General features: G+C 59.1%; 16 protein-coding genes. 4 read left to right on the top strand and 12 right to left on the bottom strand.

The window, feature by feature from the left end:
- Window positions 1–5 precede the first annotated feature (5 nt).
- The 10 genes from ABGT65_RS01305 to ABGT65_RS01350 form a co-directional block, all read right to left on the bottom strand.
- The gene (locus ABGT65_RS01305) at window positions 6–1,844 is read right to left on the bottom strand and encodes a V-type ATPase 116kDa subunit family protein (protein WP_346699413.1); all 1,839 of its coding nucleotides are present in this window, start codon (window positions 1,842–1,844) and stop codon (window positions 6–8) included.
- Window positions 1,841–2,449, bottom strand: a complete 609-nt coding sequence (locus ABGT65_RS01310) for a V-type ATP synthase subunit D (protein WP_346699414.1) — start codon at window positions 2,447–2,449, stop codon at window positions 1,841–1,843. The genes ABGT65_RS01305 and ABGT65_RS01310 overlap by 4 nt, the downstream gene beginning before the upstream one ends.
- A 6-nt stretch (window positions 2,450–2,455) precedes the next feature.
- Entirely contained in the window at window positions 2,456–3,778 is a 1,323-nt protein-coding gene (locus tag ABGT65_RS01315) for a V-type ATP synthase subunit B (RefSeq protein WP_346699415.1), read from the bottom strand.
- 3 nt (window positions 3,779–3,781) lie between these two features.
- Window positions 3,782–5,536, bottom strand: coding sequence for a V-type ATP synthase subunit A (locus tag ABGT65_RS01320; protein ID WP_346699416.1), 1,755 nt, complete (start codon window positions 5,534–5,536; stop codon window positions 3,782–3,784).
- Between the two features lie 8 nt (window positions 5,537–5,544).
- The gene (locus ABGT65_RS01325) at window positions 5,545–6,381 is read right to left on the bottom strand and encodes a DUF2764 family protein (protein ID WP_346699417.1); all 837 of its coding nucleotides are present in this window, start codon (window positions 6,379–6,381) and stop codon (window positions 5,545–5,547) included.
- 3 nt (window positions 6,382–6,384) lie between these two features.
- Window positions 6,385–6,999: a hypothetical protein gene (locus tag ABGT65_RS01330; protein ID WP_346699418.1), complete on the bottom strand. Its 615-nt coding sequence runs from the start codon at window positions 6,997–6,999 to the stop codon at window positions 6,385–6,387.
- Between the two features lie 194 nt (window positions 7,000–7,193).
- Window positions 7,194–9,512, bottom strand: a complete 2,319-nt coding sequence (locus ABGT65_RS01335) for a hypothetical protein (RefSeq protein WP_346699419.1) — start codon at window positions 9,510–9,512, stop codon at window positions 7,194–7,196.
- A 46-nt stretch (window positions 9,513–9,558) separates the two neighbouring features.
- The gene (locus ABGT65_RS01340; RefSeq protein WP_346699420.1) at window positions 9,559–10,458 is read right to left on the bottom strand and encodes a hypothetical protein; all 900 of its coding nucleotides are present in this window, start codon (window positions 10,456–10,458) and stop codon (window positions 9,559–9,561) included.
- A gap of 59 nt (window positions 10,459–10,517) precedes the next feature.
- Window positions 10,518–12,761: a hypothetical protein gene (locus ABGT65_RS01345; protein ID WP_346699421.1), complete on the bottom strand. Its 2,244-nt coding sequence runs from the start codon at window positions 12,759–12,761 to the stop codon at window positions 10,518–10,520.
- Window positions 12,762–12,764: 3 nt separating this feature from the next.
- Window positions 12,765–14,624, bottom strand: a complete 1,860-nt coding sequence (locus tag ABGT65_RS01350) for a hypothetical protein (protein WP_346699422.1) — start codon at window positions 14,622–14,624, stop codon at window positions 12,765–12,767.
- A gap of 160 nt (window positions 14,625–14,784) precedes the next feature.
- On the opposite strand from ABGT65_RS01350, the gene ABGT65_RS01355 reads away from it, so the two are divergent.
- Together ABGT65_RS01355 and ABGT65_RS01360 are read left to right on the top strand one after the other, a co-directional pair.
- Window positions 14,785–15,396, top strand: a complete 612-nt coding sequence (locus tag ABGT65_RS01355) for a Crp/Fnr family transcriptional regulator (RefSeq protein WP_346699423.1) — start codon at window positions 14,785–14,787, stop codon at window positions 15,394–15,396.
- Between the two features lie 306 nt (window positions 15,397–15,702).
- The gene (locus tag ABGT65_RS01360; RefSeq protein WP_346699424.1) at window positions 15,703–16,932 is read left to right on the top strand and encodes a site-specific integrase; all 1,230 of its coding nucleotides are present in this window, start codon (window positions 15,703–15,705) and stop codon (window positions 16,930–16,932) included.
- A gap of 278 nt (window positions 16,933–17,210) precedes the next feature.
- Here the strand turns inward: ABGT65_RS01360 and ABGT65_RS01365 are convergent, their stop codons facing one another.
- Both ABGT65_RS01365 and ABGT65_RS01370 read right to left on the bottom strand, forming a co-directional pair.
- A complete protein-coding gene (locus ABGT65_RS01365; protein ID WP_346699425.1) occupies window positions 17,211–17,729 on the bottom strand; it encodes a DUF3408 domain-containing protein in 519 nt (172 codons plus the stop codon).
- A gap of 105 nt (window positions 17,730–17,834) precedes the next feature.
- The gene (locus tag ABGT65_RS01370; protein ID WP_015546617.1) at window positions 17,835–17,972 is read right to left on the bottom strand and encodes a hypothetical protein; all 138 of its coding nucleotides are present in this window, start codon (window positions 17,970–17,972) and stop codon (window positions 17,835–17,837) included.
- Between the two features lie 482 nt (window positions 17,973–18,454).
- On the opposite strand from ABGT65_RS01370, the gene ABGT65_RS01375 reads away from it, so the two are divergent.
- Window positions 18,455–18,880, top strand: a complete 426-nt coding sequence (locus tag ABGT65_RS01375; RefSeq protein ID WP_346699426.1) for a mobilization protein — start codon at window positions 18,455–18,457, stop codon at window positions 18,878–18,880.
- A gap of 191 nt (window positions 18,881–19,071) precedes the next feature.
- The gene (locus tag ABGT65_RS01380) at window positions 19,072–19,869 is read left to right on the top strand and encodes a glycerophosphodiester phosphodiesterase family protein (RefSeq protein WP_256128587.1); all 798 of its coding nucleotides are present in this window, start codon (window positions 19,072–19,074) and stop codon (window positions 19,867–19,869) included.
- Window positions 19,870–19,923: the final 54 nt, after the last annotated feature.

The following is a 19,923-nucleotide window of genomic DNA, read 5'->3' on the forward strand; positions in this document are numbered from 1 at the left end:
ATTTGTTATTGATTTTCTTGTTCCAGTTTGCGGAGCGGGTCGAATGTCCGCATCGTCATTTCGAAACCGGCGTTCTTGTAGAACTCCACGAACGTCAGACGCATCGGGTGCACGAACGACGAGATCGTCGACATGAACAGGTTGATGCCGTGGCCGATCAGCAGGATCGGAATCATGATCAGCAGCCGCGTCACGATCCCCGCACCCTCGGGCACGAATCCCGCCGCCAGCGCATTGAAAACCGAGGCCAGGATACCGCCCGAAAGGCCGATGGCAAAGAGACGGATGTACGACAGCACGTCGCTCAACAGTCCCGTAATGTTGTTATAGAGATCCCAGAGGCCGGCACCGAAGTTGATGAGCGGGTTGCGCTTCGGATTGTTCAGCAGCAACAGCAGCACGGCACCGAGGCCCAGCGCCACGTAGAAGGCCACCGACCCGGAGGTGAAGCCCGGGATGGTGATCCCCGCCATGGGCAGCGCCATGGCCAGCACGCACGACACCAGGATGATGAACCAGCCCAGCTGTCCGAAAGCCTGCGTGATGCCGAAGCAGCGCGCCGTCGTCCAGATGTTGAGCGCCATGCCGAAGAGGATCTGCACCACGCCGATCGCCAGCGCGATGGAGAAGAATTTCCCCTGGAAATCCAGGAACGGAACCGTCGGGAACCACTCCGACATGGAGATGCCGAAGAACGAGCCGCAGATACCGCCGAAGACGATCGTCATGATGCCGCACAACGTGGCGAACCACGCCGCCTGGCGCATCATGCCCGGCTTGCGGTTCTTCGAAAGCATCCATGCGCCCAGCAGCGTCAGGATCGCTCCGTATCCCGCATCGTTCAGGCAGATGCCGAAGAAGAGCATGTAGAACGGCGCAAAATAGGGCGTCAGGTCCAGCGTGCCGTATTTCGGACGAGCATACATGTCGCCCACCAGTTCGAAGATCCGCGCGAACCAGTTGTTTTTCAACTTGACGGGCGTATCGTCCTCCGGCGTGGGGTCGCTCTTGATCCACACCACGTTGGGATACGATTCGAGCAGGGCGTCGACCTTCTCCGAGGTCTCCGTCTCGGCCCAGCCCTCCATCACCAGCAGCGTGCCGTCGGCCTCCTGCTGCGCCGTAGCCGTAACGCGTACCTCCTGCAGGCGCTCCTTCAGCGTAGCGCCGTACTCTGCCAGCAGCTTCTCCGAAGCCGCCACGCGCGAGAACTCCGCATCCAGCGCCGCGAGTTTTGCACTCTCCTCCGCAATGCGGCGCTCCGCCTCGCGGATATCCATGTGCGGCGTCTTCATCTCCTGGGCATCGAGCGTAATCTCCTCGCCCGGAGCCGCCACCACGACGAACCAGACCGTCGAGTCGTTGCGCGAGATCTCCGAAATCGAATAGTGTTCGGACCACTCCGCCGCCTGTTTGTCGTAGGTATTGCGCTGGGTGAAGAAGTAGCGCAGGACGATACCCTCCCCGGCGAGCCGCTCCGTGCGCGTCACGTCGAACGGCCCCCACGGGCGCAGTTCGTCGGCGGCTTTCTCCAGCCGCGCAATCTCCGCACGGATCGCCGCCGCATTCCGCTGCGCCGCCGCATAGTGCTCATAGGCCTCCTCGCCCGAAGCGAACGCCGCGGCACCTGCATCGCAACGCCCCTCCTCTTGGCGGAACGCCTTCAGAAACTCCGCAGCCTTCGTGCAGCCCTCGATGTCGAGCAGCAGCTGACGGTCCTCCTCCGAGGGCTCCCAACCCGTCGTGGTGATGTCCACCAGCCCCAGGTCGCGCAACTTCCCGATGAAGTCCTCACCCTGTGCCGCATAGAGCACAAAGTCGTATTTCGACATTCTGGCTATCATAACATCGCGCCCTCCCCGGCGGCCTGTTGTTTGGTTTTCACGATCTTCTGGGCCGATTTCGAAAGGTTCTCCTCGTCCTCCATGAAGCGTTTGATCTTCCGGATGGCGTCCTCATAGCCCGGGATCTGGACCTTTTCGTAGAGGTTCACCTTCTGCGTCGTCTTCCGGCGCGCAAAGTCCAGCAGCTCCATCCGACGGTTGTAGACCTCGAACTCCAGCCCCAGACGTGCCAGACGCTTGAGGATGTCGATGCCGTCGGCGAACCACGCCGGAGAGGAGAACAGGTCGTAGGGCTTCTCCTCAAACCGCACGTCCTCCAGTTCCGGAATGCGCACGCCCGCAATCTTCCGCAGCCCAAGATCCACGTCCGAAATGCGGAGAAGGTCACTGTCGAACTCCCCCCACAGCGAAACCATGTAGTCGTACTCCCCCTTCAGGGTTTCGAGACGACGCCGGTAGTCCGCCGCGGAGTCCTTCGCCTTCTTCACTTCGGAACGCAGCGCCGATTCCTTGCTCTTGATCGTAGGAAGCGCCTTCTGGCGCATCTTCAGTTGCTTTCCGAGTTCGCCCAGCGAAGTCTTGTTGTATTGAAACTTGATGGCCATCGTGCGTTACGCCTCCTTCCAGTATTTCTTGATCAGTTCCTCCTTGATGGCGACCTCTTCCTTCGAGAAATACTTCGCAAAGAGGCCCCATGCCGTATCAAGCATCTCCGTGATGCCGATGTTCACGTCGATCGCCAGCAGTTTCTCCGAATAGTCACGGGCGAATTTCAGCGCCCGCTCGTCGTAGTCCGAAAGGTCGAAACCGTTTTCGAGCTTCGTCTTCGCGTTGGCGGCGTCGGCGTAGAGACGCACGCAGGCGTTCATCACCTGCGGGTGGTCTTCGCGCGTCTTCTTGCCGATGACGAGCTGTTTGAGTCGCGACAGCGAACGGAACGGGTCCACGATGACCTTGCCCGTATCGGAGTCGTTGCGCAGGAACAACTGACCCTCCGTGATGTAACCCGTGTTGTCGGGGATGGCGTGCGTGATGTCGCCGCCCGAGAGGGTTGTCACCGCGATGATCGTGATCGAGCCGCCGTTGGGCAGCTGCACGGCCTTCTCGTAGATCTTCGCCAGGTCCGAATAGAGCGAACCCGGCATCGAGTCCTTCGACGGAATCTGGTCCATACGGTTCGAGACGATCGCCAAGGCGTCGGCGTAGAGCGTCATGTCCGTCAGCAGCACCAGCACCTTCTCGCCCTTGTCCACGGCGAAGTACTCGGCGGCCGTCAGCGCCATGTCCGGCACGAGCAGACGCTCCACGGGCGGGTTCTCCGTCGTGTTGACGAATGACACGATGCGGTCCAGCGCCCCGGCGTTCTCGAACACCGACTTGAAGTAGAGGAAGTCATCGTTCGTCAGTCCCATGCCGCCCAGGATGATCTTGTCGGCCTTGGCGCGCAGCGCCACGTTGGCCATCACCGCGTTGTAGGGCTGGTCCGGGTCGGCGAAGAACGGAATCTTCTGGCCGGTCACGATCGTGTTGTTCAGGTCGATGCCCGCGATACCCGTGGCGATCAGCTCCGAGGGCTGGATACGCTTGAACGGGTTCACCGTCGGGCCGCCGATCTCCCGGGCCTCGCCCTCGACGATCTCTCCGCCCTCCAGCGGCTCGCCGTAGGCGTTGAAGAAGCGCCCGGCCAGCGCGTCCGAAACCCGCAGCTTCGGCGGCTCGCCGTGGAAGATGACCTCCGAATCGGTCGAAAGGCCCTCCGTACCGGCGAAAACCTGAAGCGTCACGTTCTCGCCCATAATCTTCACCACCTGGGCCAGTTTCCCGCCCACCGTGGCCAGTTCGTCGTTGCCGACGCCCTGCGCCCGCAGCGTCACCGTCGCCTTGGTGATGTTGTCAATCCGGGTATATATCTTCTGAAATGCGCGTGTTGTCATGGCTTATCTGTTTTTTTCACTCACGTACTCTTCGATCTGACGCTTGTAGTCCTCGAACTTCTCCGACTTCCACTCCGAGTAGTTCATCTGGCGGAAGAGGTTGATCAAACCCTTGAAGAACTGCGAGCACTCCTCGAAATCCGCAAACGAGAACGACTTGCGGCAGATCCCAAGCACCATCTCGTACATCATCTTCTGACGCTCGATCGGGCAGTTGGCGTCGATGTCGTCGAAGGCATCCTGCTGCAGGATCACGAAGTCGATCAGCTCCGACTTCCAGAACCGCTCGTGGTACTCCACCGGCACGCCGTCGTCGCCCAGGATGTTGATCTGGTCGTTGGCCTCCTTGCCGCGCTGCACGAGCGTCTTGCCCGCATAGACGAGGTCCACCCAGTCCTTCTCGATGTGCTCGTCGAGGTATTCGCGGATCTCCGGATACTCCAGGTATTTCGAATAGGACTCCAGCGGGTCGATGGCCGGGTAGCGCTTCGAGTCGGCGCGGCCCTGCGACAGGGCGTAGAAGCAGCGCGCGGCCTTCTTCGTCGATTCCGTAACCGGCTCCTTGAGGTTACCGCCCGCAGGCGAAACCGTACCGAGGAACGTCACCGAACCCGTCTGGCCGTTCGTGAGCGTCACCAGACCGGCCCGCGAGTAGAAGTTCGAGATGATGGCCGAAAGGTCCATCGGGAAGGCATCCTGACCCGGAAGCTCCTCCAGGCGGTTCGACATCTCGCGCAGCGCCTGCGCCCAACGCGACGTCGAGTCGGCCATAACCAGCACCTTCAGGCCCATCGAACGGTAGTATTCGCCGATCGTCATACCCGTGTAGACCGAAGCCTCACGAGCCGCGACGGGCATGTTCGACGTATTGCAGATGATGATCGTACGCTCCATGAGCTTGTGGCCCGTGCGCGGGTCGACCAGCTCGGGGAACTCCTTGAAGATCTCCACCACCTCGTTGGCACGCTCGCCGCACGCCACCATGATGATCACGTCGGCATCGGCCTGTTTCGAAATCGCGTGCTGCAGCACCGTCTTGCCCGCACCGAACGGCCCCGGGATGAAGCCCGTACCGCCCTCGGCCATCGGGTTGAACGTATCGATGGCACGCACGCCCGTCTCCATCACGCGCGACGGACGAGGCTTCTCCGTATAGCAGCGCACGGCCTGCTTCACCGGCCACTTCTGCACCATCGTGATCTCGTGATCCTCCCCTTCGGAGTCGGTCACCACGGCGATCGTATCCGTCACCTTGTAGGTCCCGGCCTTCGCCACGCTCTTGACCGTATAGTTCCCGGTCATCGTGAACGGGACCATGATCTTGTGCATGACCCACTGCTCCTTCACCTCGCCCAGCCACGATGCGGCCGACACCTTGTCGCCCGCCTTGGCCAGCGGCGTGAACGCCCACTCGGCCTCGAAATCAACCGGGTCGGTGATCGATCCGCGGGCGATGAACAGCCCCTCCATCTTTTCGAGGTCGTTCTGCAGACCGTCGTAGTTGCGCGAAAGCAGGCCCGGCGCCAGCGTCACTTCGAGCATGTGCCCCTCGAATTCAACCCGGTCGCCGATCTTCAAGCCGCGCGTGCTGTCAAAAACCTGTACATAGGCCGAATCGCCTATGACCTTGATGACCTCGGCCATCATCTTCGTACCACCCGTCCACACATAGCAGATCTCATTCTGGCCCACAGGTCCGTCGGCCTTGACGATCACGATGTTGGATATGATACCGTTTACACGTCCTGTCGTTTTCATCGTATTTTTCATTGTTTATTTTCAATCAGTTCCCGGCCGTCGAGCCCCGCCATCAGGCGGTTGAACATCTCCCGGCCCCGCTCCGCGTCGAGGCGCGTCCAGCGGGCCACGATGTTCACGCGGACCAGGTAGGAGAGAATGGCGTCGAGGTCGAAATAGTCGAACGTCGCCAGCTCCACGGCCTCCGTCCAGCGGATCAGGTCCAGTTTGCGCTCCTTCTCCACGAGGTTCTGTTCGTCGTTCACCGCCGCGATCACCGCGTCGATGCAGGGGAGTTCGCCCCGCAGCCCGAAATCGGCCGCCGAACTGCGCTGCAGCTGCTCCGCGACGTCACCGCCGCCCACGATCGAATCCTCGATCGGACGGCCCGTGGCCCGGGCGGCAATGGCTGCCGTGACGTTCCGCAGGTCCCGGTCGAACGCCGACCACGCCCGCAGGAACCGGCTCCGCGAACGCGCACACACCGCATAGTAGGCGCCGAACAGCTCCCGTTCGAAACGCTGCGCCGTATCCACCGACTCGGCATCCTCGCCTTCGGGATCGGCGTAGGCACGCACGACCCGCGCCACCGCCGCGGGAAGCCGCCGCGGAGCCTTCAGCTCCTCCTCCAGCTCCTCGCGCGTGAGGTTCCCCAGCGGGTTGTACGACGAACGTCCGCCGCGCAGCGCCGCCAGGTTCTCGCAGTCGTAGTAGCCGTAAAGCAGGCGAACCTCACGGGCATCGTTCCGCTTCACCCCCTCCAGAATCTCCCCGACGATCTCACGGGCATCGAAACCCTTCGTATCGGAATCGAGCGTATACTCCCGGAGCGAGGCTACCAGACAGTAATATTGGTTTGCGAACATCTCCTAAGCCTTGAACAAGAGTTGGTAAACCTTATCCCGGAGGTATTCGCCCAGCAGCGCCTCCAGATCGGCATCCGTAAACGAAATGTAGTAGCCGCCATCCCTGGCGCCCACCTTGAAGCCCGTCTTCACCTCCTTCGACCAGCCTACCTCGATGCCCGCATCGAGCAGCGTCTTGGCACTCTTGGCAAAGGCAGCGTCGAGCTGCGCGCGGGCATCCTCCGGAAGCAGCGCCTGCAGTTCGACCTTTCCCGAATCGGCGCCGTTCCAGTTCTTCGCCACCGAAACGAGCATCTCACGGATGAACGTCGCATCCAGCGCCGCAGCCTTGACCCCTTCGCCGATCGACTTCGCGACGATCAGCGACGCGATCTCCGACTTGATCTTCGAAACGGCCTGACGCCCGGCAAGCGAAATCTCCGTCAGGGTGTTTTTCTCCACATCCTCGGCCTTGGTCTGCGCCTTGCGGACGATCTCCGCGGCCTGGGCCTCGGCTTCCGAGACGATCTTCCGAGCCTCGTCCCGGGCTTCCGAAACCAGCTTGTCGGCATCGGCACGACCTTTCTCCAAACCCTCGTCGTAGAGCTTCCGGGTCAACTCTTGCAGTTTGTTTTCCATAGTGTTATCGTATTTTAATTATCGTTTTTCATTTTCGGATACAAATATAAGAAAAGATTGCGCACAAACCGCAGCCACAAACAACAAATTATCCTCTTTTGACAAATTTATGACACAAAATGGGTAATGGTCGCAAAGGAATCGCCCCCGCCCGCAAAAGCGGGCAGGGGCGACCAGGCCTCCGGAACCGGATGCTAACGTACCTCCGGAATGCCGTAGATATACTCCACGGGCGACTTCTTGAAACGCAGGATGCGCGTATCCTTCGTCCCGGCACCGTTCTTCGTCATGTAAAGGTTGCCCATTCCGCCGTTCATGTACCATCCCGAACCCTGCGGAGAGTAAACCGCAAAGAGAATGTTGTTGTAGTGGCCCGAGTGCTTGATGCCGTCCGAATTCCACTGCGCCCCGGGACCGTACCACGTGACCCCCTCGTCGGACGGGAAATCGGTACTCCACATCCGGATGCTGATCAGGTCGGTCAGCGCCAGCGTCCCCACCACCAGGTCGTTGCGCCGCCGCTGCGTCCGGCTCACCCGGGAGTGACCCTCCCAGGGTTCCCGGAGCGTATGCGTACCGTCCCACATCATCCAGATGTAGTCCGTAGCGTCGAAGACCCGGTTGAACTCCTCCATCGTCGGAAGCTCGTAGCCGTCGGGCGACAGGGCGTCGGGCGCGAGTTTGTTGATGTGCGCGGAGACATTCGACGAAAAGTCCTCCATCACCGCAACGCCGTCCTGGTCCACGACCCGCATACCCTGGCCGTTGTCTCCCTGATAAGCCCAGCCCCAGAGGTCGTAGAACTCCTCGGCCGGACAGCTCGCCAGGTAGTCGATGACCCGTTTCCCGGCCTGCACCGCAGGGTCCGCCGACGAAAGCACCTGATCCTCGAAACGCCGCGAATTGCCCCGGGCGTTGTACTTGCACCACCAGACGCCATGAAGCCACGTCACCGGAAGCCCCCAGTTGCGGCGAACCACCGTATACTCCTCGCGCATCGACCCGTCAGCCCGGTTGCGGACAACCAGCCGGGCCGCCTGACGGCGTCCGTCGGCCGTCGGGTCGTTCGGACGCCAGCCGCCCAGCACCCGGAAGGCATTCTCCCGGTCGGGAGCCGCCGAAACCAACACCCAGGGATCCTCCCCCTCGTCAAATTCGGCCACCAACTCCTTCTCCGCTGGCAGCACGAAGAGACCCAGTTCGTTGTCGATGTAACGCCCGAAATCCACCTCGTAGTCCGCATTGTCGAAATCCAGACCGCCCTCAACCCGCGACGGATTGGCCGCCAGAGACAACAGAATCCGATCCTCGGGATAGAACTGCTCCAGCCCCTTGCGGCGGAAACGGACCTCCACCTCCGCCGCAGGCCGGTTCGGAGCGTAGAGCGACTTGCGGATCCGGAAGCGGTTCATGTCGTCCGGACCGCTGCCCGTCGAGACCTCCTCGACCGTCAGCGGGAACTCCGCCAGCGGAGCCACCTCCAGCTGGCTGTCGCTCTCGACCGTCACCAGCACCTCCGTAAAGGTATAGGGCAGCAGAAGCGTCCGGCCCCCGTCCGCCACCTGCACGTCCGCGGGAATCGTCGAGCGGCTCTCATCGATCCGCAGCGGAGAATCCGTGTCGGGATACAGCCCGGTATCTCCCCCGTCGCCCCACGCCTCGACCTGCAGCGAAACATCCGTATCGGTGACATCCTTGCGCAGCGTCACCGTATAGATCCGGTTCCGCTCGATCGGCCGGGGCATCGCCCTCTCCAACGAGAAAGGCTTCCCGTCGATCCGGCCTTCGAGCCGGACCCGCAGGTCGGCATTCTCCTGTTCGTAGAGATAGGCCACGCCGGGCGTATCCTCCGCAAGCGGCAGCGGCTGCAGGGAGGTCTGTTCCCCGCGCTCCGCCCCGGCGGGCGTCGACACCCGATCCCGGGCAAACAGGTAACCCGTGCGGGCGGCATCAAGCAGCGTGAACGACTCGACCGAAACGCGCCCGGCCACCCGCAGGCGCAGATCGACACGCGCCGTGCCGTGGGTGAGCGTCAGCGGCACCGAGGCCGTTCCCCCCGGGAGCGATTCCAGGTCCAGGCACCCGGTCGAGAAGGTCACCGTCGGAGCATCGGACATCCCGACCGTCGCGTCAAGCCATTCCGTCTCCGAAAGCCCCGGAGCCAATGTCCCGGAAAGGGTCGTCGGGCGGGCGTTCGCCACCACGTAAAGCCTTCCCGAAAGGCGTTCGAGGCGCAAGTCACAACCGCCCTCCGATACGGGCAGCGACTCATAAACTCGCGTCAGCAGCCCCTCCTCGAAAAGATAGGCGTGCATCTCTTCGATCGCATCCTCCCCTGCGACCGCACCGGCATCCCCGGCCATCGAAAACGGCGCCGCAGAGACTCGGACCACCCGCTCCGCGGCGGAGTCCCCCGAAGCGTATTCGAGGCTCTCCGTGCACGAAGCAAGACTTCCGGTCAGGGCCAGCAACGCGGCGGCCCGTATCCATAAGCTGTTATTCAATGTCATCATACGATTATCATATCATGGAGTGGTTCCGGGCATTCCCGGAGACCGATTATCGGCGCTGCGGGGTCAACTCCGTATCGCTGCCCTCCTCCCACTCGTCGAACGAGATGTCGAGGCGCACGTCGATCACATCCTTGCGGACCGTCAGCGTATAGATCTTGTTCCGCTCCAGCGCGCAATCCAGCGTCTTGCGCAGCGTCGTCGTCTTGCCGTCGATCTCCGCCTCGACAACGATCTCCAGGCCGTCGTTCTCCTGCTCGTAGACGTACAGCACGGCCTGCGTATCTTTGGTCAGCGGCTCCGAAATCGCCGCTACGGCATCCTGGCGCGTCACGTCGGCAGGCGAAAGATCACCCTCGACCGGGAATAGATAGGCCGACTGTGCGGCATTCTTCAACGTGATGCCCTTCACCGACGCCACGCCCGCCGTGCGGAGCTGCAGGTCGAAACGGGCCACACCGCGCTTGAGCGTCACCGGAAGTTCCGTCTGCGCATTCTCCAGGCCGTCGAGCCGGAGCTTCCCCGAGAAGAAACGGGCCGGAGCCGCATCCTTCATCGCCACCGAAAGCTGAAGCCACTCGCTTTCGCTGATCGAACGTTCCTGAAGGGCATTCAGGTCCACAAGGCCCTCGGTATTGGCCACCACGTAGAGCGTTCCGGTATGGCTGTCGAGCTGGATGCCGTAGCCGCCGTCGACCGGCGTCGGGGCATCGTAGACCTTCGACAGCGTACCGCCCACGAAGAGGCAGGCCCGCAGATCGGTCACATCATTCTCCCCGGCGAGCGCCTGTTCCGCGCCCTCGAAGTTCGCCAGACGGGTCTTTACCAGCGGGGCCGGACCCGGTACCGGAAGCGTCTCAACCGCTTTCGTGCAGGAGATCAAGCCCGCACCCAACGCCATTGCAAAAGCCAAAGTCTTTACAGTCACCCTGTTCATGTTCTTTTTCATGTTTTTTTCCTTTTAGTTGTTTTTCCGTTTGTTTGCTATTGATTCCCGTGCGGGATTTTCTATTCATACATATACTCGACAGGCGTCTTCACACAACGCACCACGCGCGTCTTCGTCATATTGTTCGCCACGAACTTCAACCAGTTCTGCCCCGGGCGCTGCGCATTGGCATAACCCTCCATCATCCAGGTCTTCGAGGCGTTGCCATGGGTGGCCAGCAGCAGCGACATCCGTGCAATGTTCCCCGGCGTGGTGTCCCACTGGTGTCCCAGACCGGCCAGCACCCAGACCGAGCCTCCGGAACGGAATTCATAGATTGCCATCGTCCCGTAGGTCTGTCCGAAAAACTCGGCATCCCGCTCCTGGATGCGGACCGTCAGCTCCTCGCCCGCCGCATTCCGGTAGGTCCGTTCTCCGACGCCCCCGATGTTGTAGTTCTCGTTCTGCGCGAAGAAGGCATAGTCGTCGTAGCCGGGAACCCGGTAGCCGTAAGGGGCCATCATTGTCGGATCGAGCGTCCCGAAGTTCTGCCCCGAAGAGGCCATTCCTTCGTGGTAGAAAACGGAACCGTCGTGCCGGAGCGGAAGTCCCTGCAGGTTCCCGGCCTGGTACTGGCCTCCCAGAAGCTCCAGCAGATCCGCATCGTCGACCGACACCAGATAATCCGCCAGTTCGGCATCCGCAGCCGGATCGTCCTTTATCAGAACCTGATCCTCGTAGCGCGAAACATCGCCCCGCAGGTTATATTTGCACCACCACGTGCCGCCGATCTCCACGACCGGGAGGCCCCAGTTGCGGCGGCGGACCGCATAGCGCTCGACGGCTTCTCCGCCGGCGTCGGCAATCACCAGAAAACCCTCCTGCATACGTCCGTCGGCCTGCGGATCGTTGGGCTTCCAGCCGCCCAGCAGACGGTAGGCTCCCTGGTCCGGCACCAGCGACATCCAGTGCGACTCGCCGGACGCAAACTCCACCCGGAGCTCGACCCCTTCGGGGGCCGTAATGCGGGCCAGTTCGCCCTCGATGTAGCGGCCGAAATCGCAGACGCCCGTCTCATCCAACTGCAGCAGGCCCTCGATCCGGACCGGATTGGCCTTGAAGACCAACACCACACGTCCCGACATCACACCGTTGCGGGCAAGCGTCAGCCCAATATACTCGGCGGTCGATCCCGGTATCCGCAGCGGTGTGGAGACCGAAACCGCGGCCACCGGTTCCAACCCCCGCGTTACGGGCTCCGGCGTCACGCTGACCCCGCGGACCTGTCCGTCGACAATCACCTCCGAACCCGCCTCGGCACGCAGCACCAGGCGCAATTCACTGGCCACATGGGGTATGTAGAGCGTATCGCAGGCCTCGTTGAGCCGTGCGCCCGCGGGCAATTCCGAAGCAGCGGCATCGATCATTCCCCGCAGCACCGGAGAAGATTCCGTTGCGGAACCCGCTTCCCAGTTCCCGGCCATCACCGTCACGCCGGCATCGGCGCCCCGGCCATAGACCTCCAGCGTATAGACCGTATTGCGGAGCAGCTGCGCCGGAAGCGCATTTTTCAAGCGGTGCCATCCCCCGCCGAAACGGACCAACACTTCTACCTCCATACCGTCGTTGGGCTGTTCGCAGAGGTAGAGCAGCGTCTCGCGGGCCGCCGTCAGCGGAGCGTCGCCGTAGTCGCGCCGGAAATCCGTCCGCAAGGCCGACGTCGGCGTCGACGGCGTACCGTTCTCTGCCACATAACCCCGGTCGGCAACCCGCCGGATCGTTACCGAATGGACCTCGACCTCCGCATCGCGCGAAAGCAGGTCGATACGCGCCACGCTCCGGCGCAGATTCACGCCCCGGGATGCGGACGTAAGTTCGGCGCCGTCGAGCACGAGGCTGCCGGTCATCGCCAGACCGTCGAACGTCATCTCGTCGAGCGAGGCTTCGAGCGACCGGAACGTTTCGAGTGTCGTCGTCTCCGGGACCAGCGACCCGAAAGCCCCGATCCCCGCGGCATTCACCGCCAGGTGAAGCTCGCCCCGCGGCGATGCCGACGAGAAGGTATAAATCCCTTCGTCGCCCGACGGGATTCCCGGAATCACCTCGCGGAGCGTCCCGCCCTCGAAGCGGTAACCCGTTACCGTCCGGATCACCGATTCGGAACCGGAAGCGTCGGAGCCCGCCGCCGCCACCGTATTCAGGCGCACGGACAACGGCGCGGCGGTCGGTACGGCGGCCGACATCGCATCGCCCGCACAACCCGCACCCGACAAAAGCATCGGCAATACGGCCGCAAAATGGAATAACAGATATCGTCTTTTCATGATTTACGGATACAAGGTAGGGTTATCGGATGTATTCAGATAGGAGGGCGAGTCGATCGGCATTTCGTTCAGATGGTTGACATAGAAGTTGTTCATCAGCTCCTGCGCCCAGGGCCCGTAGGTGAACGAACTGCTGTGGTTGTAGCCCATCACGTGTCCCAGCTCGTGGAACATCGTGTCACAGGCATACGGATGCGTATAGTGATGCAGCCACGCCCACTGATAGGCCCCGAAGACATTGCCTCCGCCCAGTCCGATGACACCGTGCCCCGGGTAGACCAGCCCCACGATCAGGTTCCGCGGCTGACGCATCTGCGCAAGCACCGTCTCGGGTGTCACCTTGTCCTCGACTCCGCCGTTGCCGTAGAGCCGGTCCTGGTTCTCGCGCAGAATCTCCTCGTGTTCGGGCATGTCGATCATGTAGGTGAAGTTCAGGAAGAAGGCCACGACCTCCCGGCAATGCACCGGGCGTATGCCCATCCAGTTGCCGGCCGGGCCGCCGTTCGGAAGATCGGGATCCCCGCCGTAGAGCCCGAACGCAATGGTCCAGCCGTGCAGGATCCCCTGCAATTTCGCCCAGTAGGGGTCCTCCGATTCGATCCGGAACTCGATGCCCGTCAGGGCCTGCGCATCCAGTTGCGGGAGCTCGACCCACCGGCCCGATTCCGACAGGCAAAGTGTCGGACGCTGTACCTGCGGAAGCAGCTCGTAGAAATCCGCAAACGGCGGAATGCTGTCAAACCAGGCCAGATCCAGATATTCGTTGTCGACCTGCGGAATCCGGGCCCGGACAAGCACCCCGGAGAGGGCCCGCGGCGAATAGAAGCGTGCGTGCAGCTCCCCGGCATCGGTCACCGAGAGTTGGAGCGGCGACGCCGTATTGAAACGCCGCTGTGCCGGATCCGTATAGATGTTCTTCGATTCGCCGTCCTGGAGAATCTGGGCATGGGAACCCTCGTCGTAGGCCCGCTGCGTGATGAACATCGTCCCCGACACATTGTCCGGATGGGACACCGGCGTATGCACCAGCCCGATGCGGTTGGCCTCCACCCGGTCGAGCTCGAACTCGTAGAGACGACGGACCCGGCCGCCCCGGTAGGTGCGCGTCTCGATCTCGATCTCCCCGCACAACGAGGCAGGTTCCAGCGACGGCAGGAACAGACAACTCGCCGCCGACTCCAGATCGACCTCCAACGACAACTCGTCACTCTCCCCGACAAACAGGCCCGAACCGGTCAGTCCCGTACGGAAACGGGCTCCGGTCAGCAGTGCCCGCTTCGACAGCTCGGCCGTGCGGACATAGGGATTCTCATAGGCGAACGTAAAGTCGACCCGCCCGACGATGCGCTGCTGCACGGTCTCGGTTCCCGAGATCACGCTCGACGCAATCCCCGAGGAGTCCATCTCCACGCGGACCGTAAACGGTGTCTGCGAATAGAAATATTCGGCCTCGAGCGGCTTCCCGAGATCCTCCGGGAAACTCACCCACGTCTCGTTGATATGGCCGATCGGGCGGATCGTCACCCGGTCATTCCGTTCATCGCCGCGGATGCCCAGGACCAGCAGCCGGTACTCGCCGTCGCGGAGCCCCTCGATCCGCAGCACCGAGGCCGACGCGTCGTACAGCCCCTTCAGATCGCCCACTGCAGTCCCCGAAGCATCGATCACCCGGAACTCGACCCGGTCGTAATCGGCCAGCCGAAGATGCGGCGAACGGGTGGCATCCCCCTCGTAAGCGGCATAGTTGAGATGGAAAACCGCCTGGCCCGCCTCCGGAGCCGACGGTGCGGAATGCCACGCGTCCCGCTCGCAGGAGGCCAGAAACAGGCCAACTCCCAAAACAACAGAAAATATTCGCTTCATTTGGCGCTTTTATTGTTATATTTGTATCCATCCGTGCCGATTCCCGCTCCGTGCTTCGCGGACCGGGATCTCTCCGGAACGGCAGCAAAAGTAGTATCCCGAAAAGAGCTTTGGCGTAACAAAGGTTACGGCAAATCTCCAATCCGCAAACAAACACCGTATGGAGTGTGAAATTTACGATATGCCTCTCTTCCGCGGAGGAGACAGGACACGGATGGAAACCATCCTGCAAAAATCCCCGGGCCGCTATGCCTCGTATCAAAAGGGGGATTTCATCGCCCTGCAGCACAGCGCCTGCCGTTCGCTGCTGCTGCTCTGCGAGGGCAGCGTCTATGCCCAGATGACCAGTTCCGAAGGCCGCGAACTGACGCTCGACACCCTCTCGGCCCCCGATACGCTCGCCTCGGCATTCATCTTCGGAACCGAAAACCGCTATCCCGTATCGATCATCGCCAACAGCGACTGCCGTCTCTGGGTCGTGGGGCGCGAGAGCATCCTGCAGATCATCGAACAGGACAATGCCGTATTGCGGAATTTCCTGACCATCCTCTCCGACCACAGTCTCTTCCTCAGCCGACGAATCAACGAGTTCGCCCTGCAGAGCCTCTCGTCGCGGCTCGTGGGCTATCTGAAAGACAACCACGCCATCCGCAACCTGCAGGAGACAGCCTTCATTCTCGGCGTGGCGCGCCCGTCGCTCTCGCGCATGATCGCCCAGATGGTCGAACAGGGCATCGTACAAAAAACATCCGAAGGGTATGTGCTCAGGTAGCCGTCATCCCGGTCCGCACAAAAAACGCCCCGGTTCGTCAGCGGTCCGGTATTTGTAGGTAAAGAGAAGCGCAGAAAAGAGTAAATATCTTGTTTACAGGTGTTTAATTCTCTGTTCTGCATATGCTCCGAGCAATAAAATTGCACATTCGGGCAGGTTTAACGGTGAGTTGTGTTACTTATCCGTTACCTGCCCGAAATGCTTTAATTTGCATTTAAGACAGTCGTTTTCAGTTTGTTGCATCGAATTTCCGCATAACAAATAACTTGACTAAACGTTTAACAAAACCACAAAGTTCAGGTTATCATGCAACGCAGCACTTTCAAAGTCCTTTTCTATGTGAAAAGGCAGTCCGAAAAATCGGGTCAGGTTCCCGTTATGGGCCGTATCACCATCAACGGTACGATGTCGCAGTTCAGCTGCAAACTCACCGTTCGTTCTTCTCTTTGGGATGCCAAAGCGAACAAGGCGGCAGGTAAGAGCCTCGAAGCACAGCGCATCAACGAAAAGCTGGAAAATATCAAAACCAATATCGGCAAACAGTATCAGCGTCTCTGCGACCGGGATTCATACGTTACGGCTGAAAAGGTCCGCAACGCCTTCCTCGGTATGGGCGATGACTGCCGTCTGCTTTTACAGACTTTCGACGAATACCTTGCAGACTTTCTCAAACGCGTGGGCAAAGACCGCGCCTATTCGAGCTATGACAATTACCGCAAACGCCGTAACCGCCTTGCCTCTTTCCTCGAATACGAATACCGTGTAAAAGATATTCCTTTCAAAGAACTGACGCGTGATTTCATCGAAAAGTTTGTGGTCTACCTCTCCTCGGTACAAGGGATGCGTTCCGGGACGATCCATTCTACACTCAAGAAGCTGAAACTGACGACCTACACGGCGTATAAGAACGGCTGGATTGCCGCCGATCCTTTCGCCGGGTTCTATGTCAAAGCAGAATACGCTGAACGTCGCTACCTCTCGGCCTCGGAATTGCAGGCCGTGATGAATGTCAAGCTCCCCAATTACCGAACAAGCATTAACCGGGACGTCTTCGTCTTTTGCGCCTTTACGGGCCTGAGCCACGCGGACGTGGTGAAACTTACCCATGCGGACATCCATACGGACGATAACGGGGAGCATTGGATCATCGACAAACGGCAAAAGACAGGTACGCAGTTCCGTGTCAAGCTCCTTCCCGTCGCTGAAATGCTCTACAAGCGTTATAAGGATACATATCGCACAAGCGAGAAGGTTTTTCCGCTTAAAGGCACTTATAAAACACTGAACATGTCGTTACGTCATGTTGCCAGACATGCTGGTCTGTCGTTCAACCCGACGATCCACATGGCGCGGCATACCTTTGCCACAACGGTCACGCTTACGCAGGGCGTACCTCTGGAAACGGTCAGCAAGATGCTGGGACATAAACATATCACCACGACCCAAATCTACGCCAAAATCACCAATGACAAGATCGGCCGGGATATGGCGGCATTGAGCGAGAAACTGAACGGTATCTTCAAGGTCGCGCAGTAATCCGGCGCGATCCCGGAATAGCGCATATCTAATATCCCTGTCATCTCTTTCCGCCGGCAGGGAATTTATCGCCGGAGATGAAAATCCGCAAGGCCATGCGAATCGCCCGAGGGGCGAGCCTTGCGTATTTCCATCCCCGGCGTTTTGCTGGTCTACCGTCGGAAAAGGCGACATTCTGCGGCTCCTGACGATCCTGTTCTGATGTTCAGCCGCGAGCGGCCTGCCCGTTCGACGGCCCTTTCCGTCTTGCTATCTGCCGTCGAAATGCCTCCGCTTTTTCAAAACGGCCTTCTGCTATTCTTCTTCTCGTGGAGATAATTCAGCTCGTCGCGGTAAATGTCCATGACGAACCGCAGCATATTGTCAACCAAGGCCGTTAATCTTGTATTATCGTTTCCCAGCAGGTGGAGAATTGTCGATACTTTACGCTTGGTTTGGGCGCTGACGTAGATCGCAGAGCGGTTACGGCAATCCACCGACGCGAAGAGCGTGCGTTCGAAATCCGGCAGCGCGATCTTTTTACGCCGGAATCCGGAAGACTCCTTTACGGGAGTCGTTTGGGTGCCGACGTCTGTTTTTTCAGCAGTCGGTGCCGATGCTCCGGATACCGTTTCCGATGTGTTTCCCTCAGGAGTGTCCGTATCTTCCTCTTCCGGTTCGGGAATCCTGCGGACGACTTTCGAATCCAAAGGGGCCTGTCCGGCGATCATCTGACGCATCAGCTCCTCGTCGACTTCGATACGGGGATGTTTAGAAGGATTGGGTGCAGGTTTGTCTGTTTCTTTCAATGAATCCATGGTGCAACGTTTTTGAGATTGATTGTTAGCTATACTGTCGTAAAGCGTGTATGTCCGGTTTTATGTTTTAAACCATTCAAAATATCGTTTTCCGTTTCATGCGGTTTATATCGGGATAACGGCCGGCGAATCCATAGGAACCAGTCCGGCGATCATCCGACGCATCATCTCTTCGTCGACCTCGATATGGGGACACTTTAAAGGTTTGGGTGCGAGTTTGTCTTTTTCTTTTAATGAATCCATGGTACAACATTTTTAAGATTGAATGTTCGTTTTGCAGTCGTAAAGCATGTGTGTTCGGTTTTATGTTTTAAACCATTCAAAATACCGTTTCCCGTTTCATGCGGTTTATATCGGGATAATGAACGGAATAAGAAAACCGACCTTTCATGCTGCAAGATACAACCGGGTGAAATACCTTGGTTCCGATGTCCGCTCCAGACCGCTCCAGTCCGCACCGATGGATTTTTTTTGCCCCGAAACGGTTGTAATATTACACCGGGAACCGACCCGGCTCCGGAAGCCGCAACGGAGGATTTTCGAAACTTTGGTCAGAGATTCTCCGGCGCGGATTTTTGTTATCGCCAGATAACAGCGAGCTGTACCTTTGTCCGACAAACTGCGTTTTGTCCGACAAAGGTGCTCGCTCGGCGAGGCCGGGGTCGCTCCCCAGTCGCGACCCTTTTTTCAAGCTATCTATGGATACCAACCCAAAACTGACAGACATGACCGGAAAGAAGCCCCGAACGCCGAGTTATAAATACTCTTTCCGGCTTAACGAAGAGCAGAACATCCGTTTCAACGAGCTGCTCTGCAAAGCCGGATCGGAGCATAACCGCAGCCGGTTTATCGTAAAACGCATCTTCGGCGAGGAGTTCGTTGTCGTCAGACGCGACCCCTCGACGGTGCAATTCGTCACACGGCTGAACGACTTTTATTTCCAATTCCAACGTGTGGCGCAGAATTATAATCAGGTCGTGAAAGCTATCAACGCCCACTTTTCCAACGTCGCAATCCCGCATCAGATCGCTGTACTGGAACAGCGAACGAGGGAGTTGAAAGCCCTCAGTATCGAGATTCTCAACCTTGTAAAAAAGCTGCGCAGTGACTACAATGCTTCTGTCCACAACAAACAATATCTCAATAAATGAAAACATCTGTGTGACAATGCAAAACAGGGATACTAGCCATTTTTATCCGGTTTTCCCTTTCCCTGAATACAAATGCAAGATTATCGATTTATATTACTTTAGTTAACAGGGAAGAAAAAATATGCTATTTTTTATCAGTACTTTTTTCACACTTCGCTGTCCTTATGATAAACCACCTAAAAACCATAAAAATGAACGGAACTATACGCACATTTCTTCTGATGCTCCTCTTGAGCACAATAATGCCCGCCATAGGCCAGACGGCCGGCAAAGGTGTACAAACCAAGGTCATCTCCCACCGTGGCTACTGGAAAACCGAAGGATCGGCCCAGAACTCGGTGACCTCCTTCCTGAAAGCCGACTCCATCGGCAGTTACGGTTCCGAACTCGACGTGTGGCTGACGGCCGACAGCGTCCTTATCGCCAATCACGACCGGGTATTCAAGGGTCTTGCCATGGAAACCTCCCTCTCGGGAGATATTCTTGCGACCAGACTCAGTAACGGAGAGTATGTTCCCTCTTTCGAAGCCATACTCGGCGCCATGCGGAAAACATCGGCAACCCGGCTGATTCTGGAGATCAAGAACCTCAAAGACAAGTCGAAATACCCTTACGAAGTAGGGCTCGTCGCAAGGCTGCTCGAAAAATACGGTGTCGCCGACCGCACCGAGATCATCGTCTTCGCCCACGAACTGGGAGCGGAGTGCATCCGGCAGATGCCCGGAACGCGGGTCTTCCACCTCAACGGCGACCTCACCCCGACCGAACTCAAAGAGCGGGGATATGCCGGAATGGATTACCGCAACACTATCCTAAAAGCCAACGAACACTGGGTCGCCGAAGCACACGCCCTCGGGTTGGAAGTAAATGTCTGGACGGTGAACACACGGGAAGAGATGGAGTATTTCCTCAATCTGGGCGTCGATTACATCACGACGGATGAACCCGAACTGCTTCAGGCGTTGATCCGGGAACGCAGCGGGAAATAGCGGAAAATTTTTCAAAAAACAATTTTTCCCGGGAAATAAGTACTTTCCCGGGAG

This window comes from uncultured Alistipes sp. (assembly GCF_963931675.1).
GTDB lineage: Bacteria > Bacteroidota > Bacteroidia > Bacteroidales > Rikenellaceae > Alistipes.